The 22,218-nt window shown below is 36.9% G+C and carries 22 protein-coding genes and 1 tRNA gene; 21 read left to right on the top strand and 2 right to left on the bottom strand.

What is annotated here, in order from left to right; genetic code table 11:
- Positions 1 to 3: 3 nt before the first annotated feature.
- The 16 genes from QME58_07585 (at position 4) to QME58_07510 (ending at position 11,614) form a co-directional block, all read left to right on the top strand.
- Positions 4 to 1,113 carry a glycosyltransferase family 4 protein gene (locus QME58_07585; GenBank protein ID MDI6803693.1) on the top strand — a complete coding sequence of 370 codons (1,110 nt, stop codon included), beginning with the start codon at positions 4 to 6 and terminating at the stop codon, positions 1,111 to 1,113.
- The gene (locus tag QME58_07580; GenBank protein MDI6803692.1) at positions 1,106 to 1,777 is read left to right on the top strand and encodes a class I SAM-dependent methyltransferase; all 672 of its coding nucleotides are present in this window, start codon (positions 1,106 to 1,108) and stop codon (positions 1,775 to 1,777) included. The genes QME58_07585 and QME58_07580 overlap by 8 nt, the downstream gene beginning before the upstream one ends.
- Positions 1,777 to 2,697 carry a glycosyltransferase family 2 protein gene (locus QME58_07575; protein ID MDI6803691.1) on the top strand — a complete coding sequence of 307 codons (921 nt, stop codon included), beginning with the start codon at positions 1,777 to 1,779 and terminating at the stop codon, positions 2,695 to 2,697. The genes QME58_07580 and QME58_07575 overlap by 1 nt, the downstream gene beginning before the upstream one ends.
- Complete coding sequence (locus QME58_07570; protein MDI6803690.1) at positions 2,694 to 3,854, top strand: glycosyltransferase; 1,161 nt, start codon at positions 2,694 to 2,696, stop codon at positions 3,852 to 3,854. Before QME58_07575 ends, QME58_07570 begins: the two co-directional genes overlap by 4 nt.
- Positions 3,851 to 4,519 (top strand): dienelactone hydrolase family protein, encoded by a 669-nt coding sequence (locus tag QME58_07565; GenBank protein MDI6803689.1) that lies wholly within the window; start codon positions 3,851 to 3,853, stop codon positions 4,517 to 4,519. Before QME58_07570 ends, QME58_07565 begins: the two co-directional genes overlap by 4 nt.
- Positions 4,516 to 5,181 carry a rhomboid family intramembrane serine protease gene (locus tag QME58_07560; protein MDI6803688.1) on the top strand — a complete coding sequence of 222 codons (666 nt, stop codon included), beginning with the start codon at positions 4,516 to 4,518 and terminating at the stop codon, positions 5,179 to 5,181. Before QME58_07565 ends, QME58_07560 begins: the two co-directional genes overlap by 4 nt.
- 79 nt (positions 5,182 to 5,260) lie before the next feature.
- A complete protein-coding gene (locus QME58_07555) occupies positions 5,261 to 5,482 on the top strand; it encodes a hypothetical protein (GenBank protein ID MDI6803687.1) in 222 nt (73 codons plus the stop codon).
- Positions 5,483 to 5,746 (top strand): type II toxin-antitoxin system RelE/ParE family toxin, encoded by a 264-nt coding sequence (locus QME58_07550; protein MDI6803686.1) that lies wholly within the window; start codon positions 5,483 to 5,485, stop codon positions 5,744 to 5,746.
- A gap of 145 nt (positions 5,747 to 5,891) precedes the next feature.
- Entirely contained in the window at positions 5,892 to 5,945 is a 54-nt protein-coding gene (locus QME58_07545) for a hypothetical protein (GenBank protein MDI6803685.1), read from the top strand.
- A 32-nt stretch (positions 5,946 to 5,977) separates the two neighbouring features.
- On the top strand, positions 5,978 to 6,457 hold the full coding sequence (locus QME58_07540) for a PIN domain-containing protein (GenBank protein MDI6803684.1): 480 nt from the start codon (positions 5,978 to 5,980) through the stop codon (positions 6,455 to 6,457).
- Entirely contained in the window at positions 6,444 to 6,632 is a 189-nt protein-coding gene (locus QME58_07535; GenBank protein ID MDI6803683.1) for a hypothetical protein, read from the top strand. The genes QME58_07540 and QME58_07535 overlap by 14 nt, the downstream gene beginning before the upstream one ends.
- A gap of 19 nt (positions 6,633 to 6,651) precedes the next feature.
- Positions 6,652 to 7,824: a tRNA uracil 4-sulfurtransferase ThiI gene (thiI, locus tag QME58_07530; GenBank protein MDI6803682.1), complete on the top strand. Its 1,173-nt coding sequence runs from the start codon at positions 6,652 to 6,654 to the stop codon at positions 7,822 to 7,824.
- A gap of 197 nt (positions 7,825 to 8,021) precedes the next feature.
- Positions 8,022 to 8,339, top strand: coding sequence for a hypothetical protein (locus QME58_07525; protein ID MDI6803681.1), 318 nt, complete (start codon positions 8,022 to 8,024; stop codon positions 8,337 to 8,339).
- A gap of 14 nt (positions 8,340 to 8,353) precedes the next feature.
- Positions 8,354 to 9,745, top strand: a complete 1,392-nt coding sequence (locus QME58_07520; GenBank protein MDI6803680.1) for an amidase — start codon at positions 8,354 to 8,356, stop codon at positions 9,743 to 9,745.
- 123 nt (positions 9,746 to 9,868) lie between these two features.
- A complete protein-coding gene (locus tag QME58_07515; protein ID MDI6803679.1) occupies positions 9,869 to 10,933 on the top strand; it encodes a Na/Pi symporter in 1,065 nt (354 codons plus the stop codon).
- A 6-nt stretch (positions 10,934 to 10,939) separates the two neighbouring features.
- Complete coding sequence (locus QME58_07510; protein ID MDI6803678.1) at positions 10,940 to 11,614, top strand: PhoU domain-containing protein; 675 nt, start codon at positions 10,940 to 10,942, stop codon at positions 11,612 to 11,614.
- 198 nt (positions 11,615 to 11,812) lie between these two features.
- Here QME58_07510 and QME58_07505 read toward each other — a convergent pair.
- A tRNA-Leu gene (locus QME58_07505) sits at positions 11,813 to 11,898 on the bottom strand.
- Between the two features lie 179 nt (positions 11,899 to 12,077).
- Between QME58_07505 and QME58_07500 the strand changes: the two genes are divergently transcribed.
- From QME58_07500 to QME58_07480, 5 genes are all read left to right on the top strand, one after another.
- Entirely contained in the window at positions 12,078 to 15,479 is a 3,402-nt protein-coding gene (locus QME58_07500) for a hypothetical protein (GenBank protein MDI6803677.1), read from the top strand.
- A gap of 280 nt (positions 15,480 to 15,759) precedes the next feature.
- Positions 15,760 to 16,299, top strand: coding sequence for a methylated-DNA--[protein]-cysteine S-methyltransferase (locus QME58_07495; GenBank protein ID MDI6803676.1), 540 nt, complete (start codon positions 15,760 to 15,762; stop codon positions 16,297 to 16,299).
- Between the two features lie 70 nt (positions 16,300 to 16,369).
- The gene (locus tag QME58_07490) at positions 16,370 to 18,607 is read left to right on the top strand and encodes a 3'-5' exonuclease (GenBank protein ID MDI6803675.1); all 2,238 of its coding nucleotides are present in this window, start codon (positions 16,370 to 16,372) and stop codon (positions 18,605 to 18,607) included.
- A gap of 8 nt (positions 18,608 to 18,615) precedes the next feature.
- Complete coding sequence (locus tag QME58_07485; protein ID MDI6803674.1) at positions 18,616 to 19,506, top strand: YihY/virulence factor BrkB family protein; 891 nt, start codon at positions 18,616 to 18,618, stop codon at positions 19,504 to 19,506.
- 64 nt (positions 19,507 to 19,570) lie between these two features.
- A complete protein-coding gene (locus QME58_07480; protein ID MDI6803673.1) occupies positions 19,571 to 21,523 on the top strand; it encodes a Na+/H+ antiporter NhaC family protein in 1,953 nt (650 codons plus the stop codon).
- A 409-nt stretch (positions 21,524 to 21,932) separates the two neighbouring features.
- Here the strand turns inward: QME58_07480 and QME58_07475 are convergent.
- On the bottom strand, positions 21,933 to 22,218 hold a 286-nt coding region (locus QME58_07475; GenBank protein MDI6803672.1), incomplete at its 5' end, for a T9SS type A sorting domain-containing protein.

Genomic DNA, 22,218 nt, shown 5'->3' with positions numbered 1-22,218 from the left:
CGAATGAAAATTGCAACAGTTGTATTAGACTTTAATAAACAAGGTGGAATTGAACGTGCTGCGTATGAATTGACCAGGAATTTCATTCATAGTGGAGAAGATGTGACTGTTTTTTCTTCATCTTTTCAGGACTTGGATTACCAGATTACAAAGGTAAGGGTTCCTGCCTGGGCTTTTAAAACGTCAACAAAACTTTTAAGTTTCAGGTTTAATTTTCAGAGGGCGCTGAAAAAAGAGAAATATGACATTATTCATTCTCATGCTGCAAATATAAAAAATTGCGACGTATTGACTGCGCAAAGTTGTCATAAAGCGGGAATGGAAATCCGTCAACAACTTTCTAAACACTTTTTATCAAATAAGAATCTCCATATTGCAGATACGATTAGGTTACATGTAGAAAAATTATCGTTTACAAAAGGTAACTATAAAAAAATTATTGCAGTCTCGAATGGCTTAAAAAAGGAAATATGTGAATATTATAATGTTCCTCCAGAAGATATAGTCGTGATTCCTAATGGAGTAAATTTACAAGAATTTCATTCAATAGCTGAAGAAGAAAAATTCCTGAAGAGAAAAGAACTTGGATTTTCTAAGGATGATATTGTTCTTCTTTTTGTTGGGAACGAATTTGATAGGAAAGGGCTTGAGCTTGTTATTATAGCTATGGATTTGATAAAACATAAAAACGTAAATCTTCTTGTAGTTGGTAAAGATAATCCTAAGCCCTATTATGAATTAGCCACCAAATTAAATTTGGGAAACCGTATTTTATTTAAAGGATTACAGAACCCACTAACCCAATATTACAACGCAAGCGATATTTTTGTTTTACCTACTTATCACGAGTCGTTTTTAATCGCAGGAATGGAAGCGGCAGCGTGTGGATTGCCACTACTTATTACTAAAGTTCCCGGAGTGGAAGATTATTTGAAGGATGGAGAAAATGGTTATTTCATTAATAGAGACGCAGATGATATTGCCAATAATATTGTCAAATTAATTGATAATAATGGCTTGCGGAAACAATTAAGCTTTGATGCAATCAATTCAGCTAAAAATTATTCGTGGAAAAATATATCTGAAAAAACCTTATCTTTGTATAATGAGTGATCGAAAAGAAAAATTATTTGCCAATCATAAGTGGGCTTTTGCGTGGCTCCCACAAACACAATACATAGTGGATATCGGATGTTCAAACCGTCCCCTGATAAAGTTATTGCGATCAAAAAGTGAAAATGTTATTGGAGTTGCTACAGATATTGATACGTTGAAGACGTTAGATAATCAAAACCCTAATACAAATTTAATACAAGCAAAAGCTGAAAACTTACCGTTGCAATCGAACTTTGCCGACGCTGTTTTGCTGCTGGATGTTTTGGACCATACACAAGATGATAAAATGGTAATTAGCGAAGCGTGGCGGATATTAAAACCAGGTGGTTTGTTAATACTTTCGGTACCATACAAAGGTTTATTCCGCCTCCTTTCCCCTGAAATTTTATCCCCGAAAATAAAATCCAAAACATATTATCCGTACCACAAACATTATTCGTTCACCGATTTGCGAAGATTGCTTTTTAGACTATTTAAAATTGAACACAAACATTACGGTGGACTTTTTCTTTTTCCGATTACTTTTAGGCTGAAACATTTTTGTTTAAAACATTTTAAGTTGGATTTTAGCAATTTCTTGAATAAAGTAGCCGACATAGATTACGATATTTCGTGGGGCAGGATGAGTTACTCTTTGATAATAAAAGCAAGAAAAATATAATGAATCCGATGAATAAATTACCTGCAGTCCAAATTGTAATTGCAAATTGGAATGATGAACAAACTACAAGAAAATGCTTAGAACATATTCAGAAACTTGATTACTCAAATTACTATGTAACTGTGGTTGATAGTGGCTCCAGCGATGGTTCAGGTGAAAGAATAAAAGAAAATTTTCCTTGGGTTCGTCTTATCCATGTTCAAGAAAATTATGGGCACACACATGCAGCAAATGTAGGTGCAATGTTTACTGCTAAAGAAGAGTCACAATATATTTTATTTTTAGATAATGATGCATACCTGGCGCCATCCTGTTTAACGTCACTTATTCAAAGTATCGATGCTAATCCTAAGTATGGAATGGCATGTCCACTAATATTTTCTGAAAATAAATCAGGTACAATTTGGTACGGCGGAGGTCGCATAACTATTTTTGGTAATGCGCACCACGAAAACATGGGCAAAATAGCTAACATCGATATCTTACAAACGAAAGTTGTCGAATATGCCTCGAGCTGTGTTTTATTAATTAGACGCGAAATTTTTAATCAAGTTAGTGGTTTCGACGAAAAACTTTTTAATTATTCAGAAGACCTTGACCTTTCTTGGAAAGTAAGACTTTTAGGTTATGACCTAATTTTTGTTCCTACGGCAAATGCTATACATGGAGAGTCTAAAAATGTGATTAAAGTTGCTGGAAAAGTTTTTAGAGACTATTATACGATGAGGAATCGTCTGTACATGATACGAAAGTATGGAAATATATTTCAAAAGTCGGTAGGGGTTTTATTTTCTATTTTGTGGTATGCAGGCGGCTTCGGTGTTATCCATTTACTTCGAGGAGAATGGAAAAGAACACAATCGCTCTTGAGAGGAGTAATAGATTTTTTTAAAGGCAAATATTGGAAATGGGATTTATGAGTATTCCTAAGAAAATCCTAATTATTGAAAATCTTTGTGTTGAATCATCCCGTAGATCTATTTATCGCAAACTTGCAGAACGAAAAGAATTTCAAGTTCATTTATTAGTTCCGAAAGTATGGAAAGAAGCTGGTTATCCCATTAAATGTGAAGAGGAAACTAATTCCTCCCTAATATTACATAAGTCAGGATTTATAATGGGATACCGCGCTCATCGAGTTTTATACACTAATATAATTCACATTTTGTTGAAAGTAAAACCAGATATAATTTTCATGGACTCGGAGCCGGAGAGCTATGCTTCTCTTCAGGTACAGATTTTGAAAAACATTCTTGCCCCGAAAGCAAAAACAGTTGTAATGTCTTGGCGAAATATCGATTATCCCTCAAATATATATCCCTATAAATTTCCAAAATTAAATGGTTTTGTTGAACGCAAAGTGCTTGCCAAAATGGATCATTGTGTTGCTCACAACGAGACAGCTAAAAAGATTTTTAACAAAAAAGGGGTTAACGACATTACAATCATCCCCCCGGCAATAGATTTGAACGTATTCCATAAAATTGACTCTTCAACAGTCAAAGACGAATTTAATTTGAAATCGTTTACCATCGGTTTTGTCGGAAGATTTATTCCCGAAAAAGGGATTGATACTTTGCTTTATGCGGTAAAAGACTTACCTTTCGATTATAAAATCCTTCTTGTAGGCAATGGAAAAGCAAAGCAATCGTGGTTGCAAATTACGAACGAACTTGGCATAAATGACCGCATAATTTGGAATTATTCAGTTCCACACGCTGAAATTCCAAAGCTATTAAATGCAATAGATTTAATAGTTTTACCATCATATGCCAGTTCTCATTGGAAAGAACAATTTGGAAGAATATTAATAGAAGCAATGGCTTGTGAAGTGCCTGTTATCGGTTCCAACTCAGGCGAAATACCTTGGGTTATTGGTGATGCTGGATTAATTTTTGAAGAGCAGAATGTGGGAGATTTAAAAAATAAAATACAAATGATTTATCAAAACAAAATACTCAGACAAGTTCTGATTAAAAAAGGGCTTGAACGGGTTAAGAGTAAATTCTCTGTGGAAGTAGTCAGCGAACAATATTATAAACTATTTAGTGATTTATTAAAAGAACGAAAAGCATGACAATTAAATCAATTGATTCAACTTTAATTCATAAAATCATTCCACCACGGGTTCAAGGAACAGAAAAGCATCCATGCCTTATTTTACTTCACGGCCGTGGTGCGGATGAGAACGACTTACTCGGCCTTGCAGAATACTTAGACCCGCGTCTTCTGATAATTAGCATTCGGGCTCCCTTCCCATTTGATTATGGTTTTGGTTACACTTGGTTTGAAATGTTAGAAAATTTTCAACCCGAATTATCATCTCTAAAAGAAAGCCACCAGATATTAACACAATTCTTAGATGATGTTGTTGAACAATATCCGGCTGACCCTGCTAAGATTTTCATTTTGGGTTTTAGTATGGGAACGGTTATGGGATATCTGCTCTTATTAACCAGACCGGAAATAATTCGCGGACTTATTGCGAACAGCGGGTATTTCTCAGAAATATTTAATTTACCGATGATATTGAAGCCGTTGAAAAAACATTCTATCTTTATCTCACACGGCACACACGACCAGGTTATCCCAATCCATATCAGCAGACAAGCAAAAGAATTTTTTTCAAAATACAATATAGATTTGACTTACAAAGAATATCCTATGGCTCACGAAATCAGCGAGGAAAGTCTAAACGATTTTTCAAAATGGTTAACTCAACAATTGGATAAAACCGAATGATTCCACTGCGTGATACAAATCCCCGCCGGACATTTCCGATTGTAAACTATTTTTTCATTGGTGCAAACGTAATAATATTTTTTCTGCAGATATCGCTTGGCAAATCTTATGAGACAGCGATATATCAATTTGGACTAGTGCCCGTTCGATTGATGAACGATGTGCAGATGTTCGATTTTGGCTTGATGACATTTTTGCCGATTTTCAGCTCAATGTTTATGCACGGCGGTTGGATGCACCTGATTGGGAATATGCTATTCCTTCACGTCTTTGGAGACAATATCGAAGATCGTTTAGGACACGTTAGATATATTTTCTTTTATCTGCTTGCCGGAGTTGGTGCTGCCGCCGGACAAATCCTAATTAACCCCACATCTGAAATTCCGATGATTGGCGCCAGCGGTGCGATTGCCGGTGTGCTTGGTGCTTATATTCTGATGTTCCCGCGTGCAAAAATTCTAACTCTCATCCCAATCTTTTTCTTCATCCAATTTGTGGAACTACCAGCATTTTTGTTTTTAGGCATCTGGTTTTTAATGCAACTTTTAAGTGGAACATTATCGCTTGGAGTTGGCAGCGATGCCGGCGGAGTTGCCTGGTGGGCACATATCGGCGGGTTTGTGGCGGGGGCAGTGCTACTTTTATTATTTAAAAAACGATAATAATTTTGAGCTAATGTAAAAATAAATTAAATTTAGGTTAGATTTAAATGATATTTATAACTAAACGATTGGTTTACTTATGCCTACAGACACACTTATGAAAATAACAAAAGAAGAATTGAGTCAATTAATTTCCTCTGCAATCGAACAGAAATTGCTTGAGATTCTTGGAGACCCTGAAGAAACTTTATCACTCCAAGATAACTTGAAAAAAAGATTGATTCGACAAAAGTTGTTAGTCGCTAAAGGCAAACGAGGTAAGAAGTTAGGAGACGTTGAAAAACAGTTGGGAATAAAATAAATGTCGGCTTACACCGTAGAGTTTCTAGATGATGCAATAGAAGATTTAAGGCACATTGATAAAACAATAACGCATCGAAAAATGGTCCGGATAAAATCGTTAGCTGAAAATTTCGATTTAATTAAGCCAATTTCATTGAAAGGGAAATTAGCAGGGCTTTTAAAATTGAGAGTAGGAGATTATCGCGTTATCTATCAAATAATTCGAAAGGAAAAAGTAATTATGATTCACGCGGTTGGTCATAGAAAAGATATTTATTTATAATATGAAACCAATCATTGTAGTTCATCATCATGAAATTGGTCTTAAAGGCAAAAACCGCAACAATTTTTACCGCATCATTAGAAATTTCTTACACTTACTCGTGTAATTTAGTTCCGATTCCGGCAGAGTTGCTTGGTGGGCACACATCGGCGGTTTCGTGGCAGGGGCGGTGTTACTTTTTATTTTTAAAAGGAGATAACTTTACTTATATTTAGTTAGAACTTAACAATAATGCGAAAACCTAAATTATATATTGAAACGTCTGTTTGGAATTTCTACTTTGCAGATGATGCACCCGAAAAAAAAGAAACTACCCTAAAATTTTTTGAAAGGGTAGAAAAAGGTGATTACGAAATTTATTTTTCGGATATAGTTTTAGAAGAGATATCGCGAGCGGACGCTAATAAAATATTTTTATTAACGAGTATTGTTGCTAAATATTCACCTATAAGATTAAAATTGAATGAAGAAGTTGTTAAGTTAGCAAAAACATATATTTTAGAGAAAGTTTTACCAGAGAATAAATTTGAAGATGCACTTCACGCTGCTACAGCCACTGTTTTTGAGTTAGATGCTCTTATTAGTTGGAATTTAAAACATCTAGCTAATTACAAAAAAATGGAATTAATCAATGGTATAAATATGAGAGAAGGTTACGTAAAAAGATTAGAATTAATAACACCTATGGAGGTCTCTGATGAAGAAATATGATAATTCACTGATTGAAGTATGGAAATGGAAAGAAGCTGTTTTTTACGATATTCAAGGGTTGTCCGAAAAAGAATTAATCGAAAAAATAACAACGGATGCCGAGAAGCTATTAAAAGAAAATAATATTAAATTAGAACTAATTTCAAATAAAGATAAAATTCAGGAAGTAGCTTAGAGGGTTTGGTATTTCCTATATGAAACCAATCATTGCCGTTCATCATCATGAAATCGGTCTTAAAGGCAAAAACCGCGGCTACTTCGAAAAACACCTGCTTCGAAATGTGAGGCTTACCCTGAAGGGACTACTTCCGCAAAATGCTGTTACCGGCGGCTTCGGCAGATTTATTATTTATACAGATTCAAACCAACAAGCAACCGATGAAATCATTTTGAGGCTTAAAAAAGTCTTCGGACTTTCTAATATTTGTTTTGGTTTTGAAACAGGACAAACGATAGAAGATTTCAACTCGATCGCTGAATCTCTCCTGAATAACAAATCATTCTCAACGATATGTGTAAAAACATCCCGTGCCAACAAAGCATACCCTAAAACATCGGTTGAGGTAAACAAGGAGGTCGGTGCGTTTCTCTGCACACGGTTCAACGTCCGGGCAAATTTATCACAACCCGACGAAACAATTTACATTGAGATTGTAGATAAGTTGGCTTATGTTTATCTCTCAAAAATCCCCGGCGCCGGTGGTTTGCCGGCGGGTATCAGCGGACGGGTTGTTTCGTTGATTTCAGCAGGTTTCGATTCGCCTGTTGCGTCTTACAAAATAATGAAGCGTGGTGCATATGTAGTATATGTTCATTTTCACAGCTATCCTTTTGTGTCGCACAACTCCATTGATCAGGTTAAGAAAATATTAGAATTGCTAACACAGTATCAATATTTTTCAAAATTGTACCTTGTCCCTTTTGCCGAATGTCAGCAGGATATTGTTTTAAAAACACCGCAGCCGCTTCGTGTTATTTTGTACCGGCGTATGATGGTTCGTGTCGCCGAAAGGATTGCTCTCAACGAAAAAGCAAATGCACTTGTTACAGGGGAAAGTTTGGGACAGGTAGCATCACAAACTCTTCGCAACATCCGTGTCGTTAATAATGTTGCAAAGCTTCCAATACTGCGTCCACTTGTTGGCAGCGATAAGGAAGAAATAATTGACGTTGCACGTAAAATAGAAACTTACGATATCTGTAAAGAACCATACGACGACTGCTGCTCGTTCTTAACTCCGCGTAATCCAGAAACTTGGGCTGACCCGGCAGCAATTGCTGATGCTGAAACCCAATTTGATGTGAACGATTGGATTGAAAAACTATTAGAAAAAACAGAAAAAACAGAATTCAAATTTCCTGATTAAATATTTATAGTCGTGTGGAAAAAAAAAGAGGCTATCCAAAAGACTTAGTGAATCTTAGTGTCCTAAGTTCCTTAGTGGTGAATGTTTTTTTCTTTTTAATAAATTAATATTTTTACCACTAAGGTATATTATTTTTGGGTCACCCTCCTAAAAAATAGAAAAAAAGATCTCAACATATTAAACAAAAGGAGGTTTATATGAACAGGCGTTCATTCGGTAAATATTTAGGAGCGGTTGCGCTGATTCCAGCCGTGTTAAAACCAACGGAAGCTATTGCAAGTTTTAAAAATGTTCAGGAGGGAATTTCCCAAACTCATACATCTATCCCCAATGTAATCGCAGGTAGAATGTTGTCGGATGATGAAAAATTGTGGATGTCTGAATTCTTTAAAAATTTTGATGAATCAATGAAAGCTATTCGCGCAACGGATTTACCTCACGATTTGATTCCTGCATTTATTCCGAAGTACCCCCCAAAAAAATCAAGACGAAAAACTGAATCACCCGAAGATTAAAAAAAGGAGGAGATATGGATAGAGATTTATTATTCAAAACTATCTCAGAACTTGCAAAGCTAATCAAATCGAAAAAAGTATCGCCGGTCGAGCTTACTCAAAATTATCTCAAAGCAATCGAAAAAGATTCACCAAAGTTAAACGCTTTTGCAACTGTAGCAACCGAGCTGGCACTCAAAGAAGCCAAACTTGCTGAAACTGAAATTACTAACGGCAACTATCGCGGGCAAATGCACGGAATTCCTTATGCTGCTAAAGATTTATTTTCTGTAAAAGGTTATCCTACGACTTGGGGTTCAAGGGTTTACAAGGAACAACAATTTGATTACGATGCTGAAGTTATCAAGCGACTTCGTAATGCGGGTGCAATTTTAATTGGTAAAACAGCAATGAGTGAGCTTGCGGGCGGACCTCCATTTGCTACAGCGACGGGGGCTTGTCGCACACCGTGGGATATTTCACGATGGTCGGGTGGCTCATCAAGCGGTTCGGGCGCTTCGGTCGCTGCGGGACTTTGCGTGTTTTCGCTCGGCACTGAAACTTGGGGCTCAATTATGTGTCCGTCGTCGTTTTGTGGAATTACAGGTTTACGACCAACTTTCGGCCGGGTTCCACGCACAGGTGCTATGCCGCTTTCGTGGACTATGGATAAAATCGGACCGATGGCTCGGTCGGCAGAAGATTGTTCTATTGTATTCAAAGCAATTCAGGGACATTATCCCGATGATCCATTTAGTATTGATGCGCCGTTTAGTTTCAATAAGAAAAAGTTGATGGAAAGAGTTTCTCAATTAAAAGTTTGCTTTGTGAAAGAAGACTACGAAAAATTTGGCGAGTTTGGAGTTGGAAAAGCTTTCAGCGAAGCAATACAAGTTTTTAAAACATTCGGTATCGATGTTGAAGAAGTCCAACCCCCTGAATATCCATACGAACCGGTTGCAACAACAATAATTACTGCAGAAGAAGCTTCGATCTTTGAACCGATTGTTCGTGATGGAAGAGTGAAGGACTTGATTGACCCGGAAAGACGAGGCGAAGTGTTGGGTGGACAAACAATCACGGCTGTTGATTATCTGAAATGCCTGCGTTTGGTAACACAAATGCGTACCGGCTTCGATAATATTTTTGCAAATTACGATGTAATAATAGGTTCCAGCACACTTACAACCGCACCTACGATTGATGCGAAGATGAGCGACGTGTTTAAAGGTGGTAATGTAATAGAGGCCGCTGAAAACTTAATAGGTATTCCGGCAATTTCTATCCCTTGTGGCTTTGATAAAAAGAAATTACCAATCGGTTTGAAAATTATCGGGAAGCATTTTGATGAGAAAACAATATTGGAACTCGCCGCGGCATATCAAATGGCTACGGATTGGCATAAACAAAAGCCAGTGGTGAAGTAAGGGAATGGTGTGTGGGATTGATGGAATATTGGATAATTTTAACATTTTTCGTTATATTTAAATACAATTTTTTTTCTAAAACTAAAAAGGAATTGTTTCATCGTGTCTGAAACCCGTTTACAAATGGTGCTGCGTTTATTCTACCTGATAGTCCTCTTATATTTATTTTTTATCAGCATCACATTGATGGGTTCAGCTTTTAAGTTTTTGGGGAAGGGATTTGCTGAAACACTTTTACAAACCACTGCAAGTCCGATGATAGGCTTATTCATTGGAATACTGGCTACAAGTATCGTACAGAGTTCTTCTACCACGACATCGCTTACCGTAGGAATTGTGGCCGCCGGCGGACTGACAATTGAAGGTGCCATTCCCATTATAATGGGTGCGAACATCGGAACAACTATCACAAACACTCTGGTAGCTACCGCACATATTTATCGGCCCGAAGAAATGCGCCGGGCTTTTGCTGTTTCAACTGTACACGATTGGTTTAATCTCTTTGCAGTTATAGTTATTTTTCCCATCCAATTAGCAACTGATTTTATTGGAATAAGTTCATCATACCTTGCATCATTATTTGGCAATGTGGGGGGTATGGAATTATTTAATCCACTTCAAGTCATCATCAAACCTTCAGTTGAGTTCATAGTAAATGTTGTAGGTAAATCAGGAGTTATTCTTATAATAATTGCGTTAGCTCTTCTCTTCCTTACACTAAGGTATATCGTTATAAACCTAAAAGCATTAGTGATTAGCAAAGTTGAAGCGTTTTTCGATGAGATTTTATTTAAAACAGGCGCTCGAGCTTTTCTCATTGGTATAGTTTTTACTGTTCTTGTCCAGAGCAGTTCTATAACTACATCGCTCGTCGTACCGCTCGCGGGTGCAGGCATCCTTTCAATTCAACAGATTTATCCTTATACGTTAGGAGCTAACATTGGTACAACCGTTACCGCAATGCTTGCAGCTATGGTAACCGGACAAATTACTGCAGTAACTGTTGCATTTGCTCATTTCCTTTTCAATGTGTTCGGAATGGTTATTTTCTGGCCCCTTAAAATGATTCCGATATTTTTTGCAGAAAAATTAGCTAAATATTCTCTTCGTTCGAAATTGATTCCAATTGGTTATATTATTTCAGTTTTTTTCCTAATTCCTTTATTATTGATCTATTTTTTGGAGTAATAAATTATGTTAAAATTTAAAGAACTTTATGAATTATGGCGTCGCGATAACTTCCTCAAACAAGCTTGGGAAGAATCGTATGTGATGCTCGAAACTACACGTGAAATGTTTGAAAAATCGGTTTACTCTTTGCGAAATACCGATAATGCAAAAATTAGCGGAGATGTTTACTCGATGGATAAAACGGTGAACACATACCTGCAGGAGGTTCGTCGTAAAGTTTTTAAACATCTTGCTGTAACCGGTGGAGCGAACATAATACCGGGATTAGTATTAACCAGTATTGTTATAGATGTCGAGAGAATTGGTGATTACACAAAAAATATTACTGACATTGCTAAGGCTCATCCCGGCCGTTTATTTTGTGGAAAACATGAAGAGCAGGTTAAAAAAATTGAAGATGCAGTTGCAGAAATGTTCAAGAAAATTTTACCTTGTTTGCGTTCGTCGGATAGGGAGATGGGGCATGTAATTATGAGTTCGAATGAATGGATTACAAAAGCGTGCGATAAAATCGTCATCGATCTCATTCAACACTATGATGAAACAATTCCCGTTGAGGACTCTGTAACCACAGCACTTTACTGCCGCTATATCAAGCGAGTTGCAGCTCATCTTTTGAACGTTGCCTCAAGCGTTGTAAATCCATTTGACAAAGTTGGATTCAGAGAAGAGCGATAAGTGGAATATTGGATAAATGGAGTGATGGATTAATGGAGTGTTGGATTTGATAGAATATTGGAGTGTTTGATATATTAACATGGTTTGTGGATTTCGTCCAATCTAAAATTCTTGCCCCCTCCAGAACAGCTTTGTCGGGCGGGTGAAATCTAAATTTAAAATCCCAAATCTAAAATCGCAAATTATAAATACATTTTGTGCCGAAGGCCGGACTCGAACCGGCACAGGGTGTAAGCCCTACTGGATTTTGAGTCCAGCGCGTCTACCAATTTCACCACTTCGGCTAATTTCCGCTACAATATAAGAAAATCATCATAAACTTCAAAGCCATTTTACAATTTCATACAGGTGTTGTATATTGCTAATGGTTATGAAAAATTTTCAGATCAAAAACATATTTATTATAATTGGCTTACAATTTCTGATAGCTTGTACAACCCTCTCGCAATTAAAAACGTCAGAGATGCAAAAGTCATTTACTTTTCCTCTCGCTCATCCAGATTCATCTTATCAACTTGAAGATCGGTATATCATCAAAGAAACAATGGATGTTTATGTTGAATCAACACAACTTCTGTTAGGGAAAGATTACATCTGGGATTTCCAAAATAACAAATTGAAACTTCTTGCTGAGACGTTTGAAAAAATAAATAAGAACGCCGATGATAAATTGTTTGTATCTTATAAAATATATCCTTTAACTTTTAAAGAAAAATATTATAGACGCGCACTTATTACTCGTAACGACAGTTTGAGGGGGAAGTTAGTCCAGTCAATTGAATCAGCTTCTGCATTTTCGATAGAAAATATTTTTAGCAAAGAGCTGCAAGCAAACGGAAGTCTCACACGCGGCTTTACCGTTGGCAGTAATCGCGATATGTCGCTCAACTCCGGTTTCCGAATGCAGATGTCGGGAAAACTTTCGGAGGGAGTCGATGTTGTGGCTGCTTTGACAGACGAGAACACTCCGATTCAACCCGAAGGGAATACCCAAACGCTACAAGAAATTGATAAAATTTTTATAGAGTTAAAAACAAAAAATTTGAGTACGACTTTAGGCGATTTTAACATCAGCTATGATGGAAACGAATTCAGCCGGATCAATCGCAAACTGCAAGGAGGTATGGGAACTGCAAAATATGATGCAGGATTCTCAAACGGAAACATAGTAATGTCCGGTGCTGTTACAAAAGGGAAGTTCAATACGAATCAGTTTATAGGAATCGAAGGAGTTCAAGGTCCTTATCGGCTTCTCGGAAAAAATCGGGAGCGTGCAATTATCATAATCGCTGGTAGTGAACGGGTTTATGTTGATGGCGAGTTGATGAAACGCGGCGACAACAACGACTATATTATCGATTATGCCCTTGCCGAACTAACTTTCTCATCCAAAAAATTAGTACACGGAAATTCAAGGATTGTAGTTGATTTCGAATATACCGACAGGCAATATACAAGAAACTTTATTTCTGGTAAAAATTCCTCTAATTTTTTGCGGAATAAAATTTCGCTCGCAACTACCTTTATACGTGAAGGGGACGATTACGATAATCCTATCGATTTATCTTTGAGCGAAAATGATAAAGCAATACTCAGAAATGCTGGCGACGATCGCTTTGCTGCAGTTCAAGATGGGGCAAACTTTATCGGTTCAGGAAAAGGGCAATACATTCGTGTTGATACAATTATACAAGCACATCCCAAACATATTTTTCGTTATTCACCGGGCGATTCGGCGGCTCATTATAGTGTAAATTTTTCATACGTTGGCGAAGGTCGTGGGGAATATGCAAAAATCAGTATCGGTAATTTCAATTTTGTTGGTGAAGGTTTGGGAAGTTATATGCCAATTCGGTTTCTTCCGTTACCCCAAATCCAAACTATTTTTGATGTTGATATAAAATCGGCAGTTACAGATGAACTGAAACTTACAGGTGAAGCCGCTCTTAGCAGTTTCGATGCGAACAGGTTTTCGAAAATAAATGATGTTGATAATCGCGGCGGAGCTTACAAGTTTTCGCTGCAATACAATCCGAAGGAGCTAAAATTTGGTGGTTTAAATTTCGGAAGGTTTGATTTTAAAATACTCGAACGGATTGTTACCAGTCAATTCCAATCAATAGATCGGATGAGTGATGTTGAATTCGACAGGAAGTGGAATCTTATTCAATCTGCAAAAACAAATGAAGAAATTACTGAGGGTTCATTGATTTACAATCCAATTAATGAGTTTGCAATCGGCACTGGTTATGGACGGATGCGGCGCGGCGATTTATTTACTTCGGATAGGTTAGAAGGGAATATTAGCTTGAGCAAAGTTTCGATGCCTCAGTTTCAATATAAAATTGAATCAATCAATAGCGAGGATAAATATATTGATTCAAGAAGCAACTGGTTACGACAAATCGGGGGTGTAGAATTTTCTAAATCAAATTTTACAACAAATTTTAAATACGAAAATGAGATTCGAAAAGCGTTTTCGATGCAAACAGACACGTTGAAAGTCGGGAGCTTTAGTTTTCAGGAATATTCGCCCAAGATTTTGTTGAGAAATATTCTTAATAGTTTATTCAGTGTTGAATATAAATGGCGGGTTGATAATTTATTTTCGAGAAAGCAAATCCGGAAGGAATCGAATACCTTGACACAAATTTATTCAGCAGCGCTGCGCCCGATTTCAAATTTATCTGCAAATGTAGATGTTACTTACCGGAAGCGGATTTATACCGAGGAGTTTAAAAGTCAGGCAGGCGGGAATACCGAAACAATTTTGCTGCGGTGGTTCACGAGGTATGCGGCACTGAACCGCGGCATTGAAACAGATTTATTGTATGATGTTTCGACACAGAAATCTGCAAAATTGGAACGCGTATTTCAGCGGGTCGATAAAGGGAGCGGATCATATATGTATATCGGAGATATCGATAGTAACGGAATTGCTACGGAAGATGAATTCAGACCTACACGTTTCGACGGCGATTATATTTCGCTGACTATCCCTTCCGATAAATTAACACCGGTAGTCGATCTAAAGGCAAACTGGAGGTTGAAACTTGTACCTGCAAAATTTATATCTAACGAAACTCTGGCAGGAAGAGTATCAAATATGATTTCGTTGGAAACTTTTCTCAGGATAGAAGAAAAATCTACTATACCGGATCAACGGAAAATTTATTTATTAAATTTAAATTCGTTTTTAAGCGATTCGTTTACCATTAGCGGGAACAGGGGAATTACACAAGACATTAATATATTGGAAAATGACCCGGCTTTCTCGATACGTTTGAGATATCAGGAAAGGAAGGGATTAATTCAATACGCCGCAGCTACTGAGAGAAGTTTTAATCGCGATCGTTCGGTACGTTTGCGCTGGCAATTAGTAAAAGAAATATCCAATCAGATTGACTATGAAAACAAAATCAATCAAGTTATCGCAAGTCAGGAAAATTATCGTGTACGAAATATCGGAAGTAATTTTGTTATATCCGATTGGATGTATCGTCCTGAACCAAGATTTGAATTTGGATTTAAAATTGGTTTAGGAAAAGCAGAGAATAAATCTACAACACATATCACAACCGCTGATATTAACACACAAGGTATGCGCATTATTTATTCAATTAAAGACCGGGGATTGGCTCGTTTTGAATTTAACAGAGAGGAAGTTCAAATTATCGGGGCAACTCAAAACATTCCTTTTGAGTTGACGGCAGGACGTGTTCTGGGAAAAACCTGGCTTTGGAGATTGGCTGTTGAGTACAGAGTTACAAGTTTTATACAAACTTCCATCTATTACGATGGCAGAAAAGAAGCTAATTTGAAAACTAATCATCAGATGCGGGGTGAAGTTCGTGCATTTTTTTAATCAATTAGCAAAGACACTTTAAGGAAATATTTAAGTGAGTTTCACAACGTTTCATAAATTTATAAAAAACATCAATAAAATATTTTTTGGAAAAATTTATTTCTAAAAAAGTGAAAAAACTCTTGCATCTATTTTCATTTATGATTATAATTAACGGCAATTTATTGGAAGTTTAAATTGTATAAAATTTAAAGTTGCAATTCGAATTTATTTCCTTAATCGTTAGCAAAAAAAATAGATGAAGTTTACTGTTGTGAATCCGAGTACGGAAAAAACATTTATGAGATCAGTGAAAGAAACTCCGAAAGAAAATGGTAAAGTCTATTGTACTTCCTTCGATTCTCGCATTGGTCATATCTATATAGCTTCAACCGACGAAGGTTTGTGCCGCGTTAGTATCCCAAAGGAAACGAAAAAAGATTTTTTTAATTGGTTGAATACACATTTCGAAATTGATGCAGTGTTAGAAAACAAATCGAGAAACAAAGAGTATATCGAGCAGATAAACAGGTATTTAAACGGGAAATTAGTACAATTCACATTTCCACTTGATTTATTAGGGACCCCATTTCAATCTCGTGTATGGAAAGAATTGAGTAAGATACCTTATGGTACAACAATATCGTACCGGCAACTTGCAAAAAAAGTAGGCGTCCCGAAAGGTTTCCAGGCAGTCGGTCGCGCTAACGGCGCCAACCCGGTTCCTATTGTGGTGCCTTGTCATAGGGTTATCGGTTCCGATGGCTCACTGATTGGGTATGCAGCCGGAGTTAAAACAAAAGAATTTTTGCTTCGTCTCGAAGGTGCAATAATACTTTAGCGGACAAGTTTTCACTCAACTTACTTGAGCAGCGGTTTGTGGGATCAAAATTTTATTTATCACTTATTTCATGTCATTTATTAATCAATTAAATTCCGTGCAACAAAATGCCGCAAAACAGGTCGAAGGGCCTGTTATGATAGTTGCGGGAGCCGGAAGCGGCAAAACGAGAGTTCTTACATACCGGGTAGCTTACCTGTTAAGCATCGGTGTTCCGCCGTATCAACTTTTAGTTCTTACGTTTACAAATAAAGCTGCAGATGAAATGAAAAAACGAATCGTTTCACTTGTCGGCGATAAAAGTGGAAGTGCTTGGATTGGTACTTTCCATTCAATGTTTGCACGCTTACTTCGATACGAAAGCGAGCATATCGGTTATGGAAAAAATTTTTCTATCTATGATACAGACGATAGTTTAGGATTGATAAAAAATATTCAGCACGACCTTGAGATTTCCGCGCAAGCCTTTAAACCTAATGCTATCCGAGCACGAATAAGTTCTGCTAAAAATAAACTCGTATCTCCCGATCAATTCGAAATATTAGCCAAAGATATTTTTGAGGAAAAGACAGCCCTGATTTTTAAGGAGTATCAAAAACGGCTGAAGCAAAATAATGCTATGGATTTCGATGACCTGCTTCTAAAACCGATTGAGTTATTCGAAAGACATTCCAAAATTCTTTCTAAGTATCAGGATAGATTCAAATTTGTTTTGGTGGATGAATATCAGGATACAAACCGTGCTCAGTATAAATTGATAAAGATGGTAGCTGGGAAGTACAAAAACATCTGCATAGTCGGCGATGATGCTCAGAGTATATATGGTTTTCGAGGCGCAGATATCAGGAATATTTTGGACTTTGAGAAAGATTTTCCGGAAGCCAAAATTTTCCATCTTGAACAAAATTATCGCTCAACACAAACTATTTTAACAGCCGCCGATCAGGTAATCAAAAACAATGTAAACCGTATCGAAAAAACTTTGTGGACTGATAATCCAAAAGGCGAGCCGATATCTGTTTTAAGTTGCCAGAGCGACACCGACGAAAGCGAAAAGGTAGCGGCAAACATTAAAAAAGCGATATTAAAATACAAAATAGATTTTCTGAACATTGCCATTCTCTACCGTACTAATGCTCAATCCCGTTCAATTGAAGATGCCCTACGACGCAGTGGGATTCCATATCTGATTATAGGTGGTATCGAGTTTTATAAGCGAAAAGAAATTAAGGATATAATTGCCTACCTACGGTTGATTGTAAATCCGAAAGATGATATCAGCTTTCAAAGGATAGTGAATTATCCGGCTCGCGGAATCGGGGATGTAACCGTAAATCATCTCAAAGCTGTTGCAGAAGAATGCAAATGCTCATTTTTCGAGGCAGTCGATTTCTCAACTGAAGCAAAGGGGATTTCAAAAAATACGATAGAAAAATTAAAACAGTTTCGCAAACTCATCCAAAAATTTATTGGTCTTAAAACAATTTTGTCGGCTAGCGAATTATCCCGTTCTCTTGTAGATGATATCGGTATCTTAAAAGAATTTAAGGAAGAAGGAACGGTGGAAACGTTATCGCGAATGGAAAACGTTCACGAGTTGCTATCGGCGATAACCGAGTTTTCTGAAAAAAATATAAACGGAGGACTGGAAGCTTTTCTGCAAGAAGTATCACTCGTTGCTGATGTAGATCGATTAGACGATAAACGTAATGCTGTTACTTTGATGACTGTTCATAGCGCAAAAGGATTGGAGTATGATGTTGTTTTTATTATGGGTTTAGAAGAAGGTTTGTTCCCAATCTTTCAAGCTATACAAAGTACAAACGAAGTTGAAGAAGAACGACGCCTGTTTTACGTTGGGATGACACGCTGTATGCGGAAATTATATTTGAGTTATGCCTACTCCCGCTATCGAATGGGTGAATTAACATATCCGAATCCATCCCGGTTTATGAAAGAAATAAAGGACGATTTATACATATATGAGAATGGTCCTCTTCGTAAAGAATCAGGTTTTAATAAAGAACTGGATTTTTTTGATAGACCTACTAAATCGCAAGTTCCTTTCAAGAGACCCAAAAACTACAGCGAAAAAAAGATAGTTGTTCAACACTTCCGAAACTATGAATCGCAATCGCAAGTTGCTGAAGAATTGCACGTCGGCAGCGTTGTTAGGCATTCTACTTTCGGGAAGGGAAGAATCCTGCAGTTAAACGGAAACGGTGATGAAACAAGAGCTGTTATCGATTTTGAAAATGCAGGTCGTAAACAATTAATGTTAAAATACGCTGCTTTAGAAGTTTTATAGAACAAAAGATGAAACGGAATATAAATACTGCATTTAAAAATACTTTTGACTCGACTGAGTATTATATCAAAAACTTTTTCAGACATTTATTTGACGATGAGCTATTGTTCCTTGCTTCCGGGATTTCCTTTAATGGCGTACTTTGTTTGATTCCGATATTATTATTATTTACCTCGTTGTTCGGAATTGTATTAAATTCATCCGAGTTAGGTGTACAAAAAATTCAAGAAATTTTAGCCGCCGCATTCCCTAATCAACCCTATGCACAAAATATTAAAAACTCGATACAAACAATCATAAAAGACATCATCGAGTATCGGACTTCATTCGGTATTGCCGGTATTGCCATCCTAACTTGGACTGCGACCTCACTTTTCAGTTCGATGCGAACTGCTTTGAACAGGGTTTACAAAATCAAATCTTCAAAACTTATGATATTAACAATTTTAGAAGATTTTCTTTGGGTGTTGGTTGTGGGTGTTTTATTTCTGGTGATAATTGTTTCAACTTGGATATACTCTCTGTTAACGACTTTAATGCACACCATACCAGGATTTTCTGGGTTTGAATTCATGCTTTTCGACGAGGCTCTTCCTTTTTTGTTAACTGTTGTGCTTGCATTCATAATGTTTTTAATTGTTTATCGGTTCATCCCTGATGTGGCTATATCCTGGAGAACTGCAATAATATCTTCAATTACTGCAACGATTCTTTGGCTATCAGCAGCCAAGTTATTTGCATGGTATCTTGAAACGTTTCACTCGTTAAGCATTCTATATGGTACATACGCTTTTTTGTTTGTACTTTTAATTTGGATCTATTACTCAAGTATTGTATTTATAATCGGTGGAATCGTGGGACAACTTTATCGCGAACGTAATCAAGAACAAAAGATATAATTGTTTTATGAAAATAATGTTTCAAATTGACTTAAAATCATTCTGCAACTTCTTTTGAGGTATCATGACTGCTTTCTTTCGATTCTTCTTATTAATCACATTTATTGCAATCTTATTTATTGATAGCCATTCCCAATCGAATGGAAAGATTGAGAGATTCGAGATTTCGCTTCCACCTGTCGTTTTAAAAGAAATTCCTTTTAAATTAGAAATTACTGTCCTTAACAAATCGGGTAATGTTGTTGAGAGCTTTTCTGATTCAGTTTATCTTCAAAATATTTTCACCTCCGAAAAAGGGAAACTCACTCCAATAAAACAAAAATTTCAAAACGGAAAATTAATAGTCGAAAATGCTGCTGTTAACTATTCAGGTGTTGAAGAAATTAAATTGCAATACAACGAAATCATAGTTTCAAAACCACTCCGTTCGATTCCCGGGATTCTTAGCATTTTACCTCCACTCCTCGCAATTATTTTAGCATTGTTAGTTCGTGAAGTTGTTATTTCTTTGTTTGCTGGTGTTTGGTTAGGTTCTGTATTAATTTTTAATTATGATATTTTTGGTGGGGTACTACGAGTTGTTGACCACTTTGTTATTAATTCCATTGCAACTACAAGTCATGTGCAGATTATTGTTTTCAGCTTGTTATTTGGTGGAATGGTAGGAGTAATTTCGAGGAACGGCGGAAGTTTAGGGATTGCAAACTTAGTAATAAAATTTGCAAAAACACCGAAACGCGGACAGATTGCAACCTGGGCTTTATCGTTTTTATTTTTCTTTGACGATTATGCCAATGTTCTAATTCGTGGCAATCTGATGCGACCGATTACAGATAAGCTCAAGGTTTCAAGGGAAAAACTTTCCTACATAGTAGATGCGGGAGCTGCAACAGTTGCAAGTGTGTTCATCATATCAACTTGGATTGGTTACGAAGTAGGATTAATCGAACAGGGGCTTAAAAGTATCGGTTATCCGGAAGATGCATATTCTGTTTTTATTAGTACAATTCCATACCGGTTTTATCCGATTTTAACATTGGTATTTGTTTTATTGGTTGCACTTACGAATCGTGATTTCGGTTCGATGCTTAAAGCCGAAAGGCGCGCCCGTTTCGAAGCTAAAGTATTACGCGATGGAGCTGAGCCGGCAGCAAATTTAACCGACCTTGCAGGAAACGAAATTGATTCAAACAAAATCCGTTGGTACAATGGTTTAATTCCTATATTCTCTGTGATTGTTGTTGCTCTCGGCGGATTATATTTCACCGGTGTACAAGCTTTGCTGGAAAACGGTATTAGAGACTATTCGATAGGTGATATTATAAGTAAATCGGATTCATATTCTTCGCTGCTTTGGGCATCATTCAGCGGAGGGTTTATTGCAATTATTCTTACAGTATTTCAAAGAATTTTAAGTCTCAAACATTCGGTAGAAGCATGGTTCAACGGAATCAAGTCGATGCTGTTAGCAATTCTGATTCTTGTGTTGGCTTGGTCGATTGGTTCTGTTACTGAAGAATTGCACACAGCTAACTATCTGGTGCAAACTTTGCGCGGTGCTGTTGAACCTCATTTTTTACCGGTGTTGACTTTTTTGATTGCAGCAATTATCAGTTTTGCAACTGGCACAAGTTGGGGAACAATGGCTATAATGATGCCCCTCGTTATTCCACTCGGTTATAATTTGTCGGTTGATGCCGGGTTGAGTGCCGAAACCATACAGCTTATTTTGCACGGCAATATCAGCTCGGTGTTGGCGGGGGCAGTCTTTGGCGATCATTGCTCGCCGATTTCAGATACTACAATAATGAGTTCGATGGCTTCGGCTTGCGATCATATTGACCACGTTCGCACGCAGCTTCCTTACGCAATCATCGTAGCTGTTGTCGGAATGTTAGTTGGCGACATACCGACAGCATTCGGTTTATCACCTTATATTTCAATTGCAATTGGGATAGCAATTTTGGTTTTGGTTCTTTATATCTTTGGTAAAAAGGTAAGCGAACCTCCTATATGAGATTAGTTATTTCGATTATACCGGGAGTTCTCCAAAGTTCAGATAAAAAGCGATGATGGGATGGATGTTTATCGCAGTAATGTAATTGAAGGACTGAAGTTTTTGTATCAATTTTTTCTATATTTAATTTCGAAAAATTAAATTCGTTTTCGGATAATATGTTTGCGATTTCTGTGCGGGTTCTACCACTATCTTCTATATAAACCCTAAAAATTCATTAGGAAAAAGTTTAACCCGTTAGATAATTTTCTTAGTAAGGTTAAGTGTATCAAAAAATTGTTAATATCTAACGGGTTTAATAGAAACTAATCACTCATCATGAATTTTCTGGAATAAACAAAAATCCCCTTCTCTTTTTGAAAAAGAAGGGGAAATAAAATTGAAAATTGATTTGATGTGAGTTCGGTTTTTACCTCGCCAACAGCATTTTCTTTGTCATTACAAAACTACCAGACTGTAATGGTCCGACTGCGTTCACTACAAGTCTATAGAAGTATACACCGCTCGAAAGTTCGTAATTCGATCCCGCTTTTGCGGGACGAAATTCGACATTGTAATACCCAGCTTCTTTAAACTCATCAACAAGAGTAGCTACTTCACGACCTAAAACATCGTAAACTTTTAGCGTTGTATAATTGTTAATTGGCAATTGATAATTGATGATTGTTACAGGATTAAATGGGTTTGGATGATTT

Source organism: Bacteroidota bacterium (assembly GCA_030017895.1).
Lineage (GTDB): Bacteria > Bacteroidota > Ignavibacteria > UBA10030 > BY39 > JASEGV01.
The sequence above is the reverse complement of the archived record's forward strand: the minus strand, read 5'-3'. Positions and strand labels throughout refer to the sequence as shown.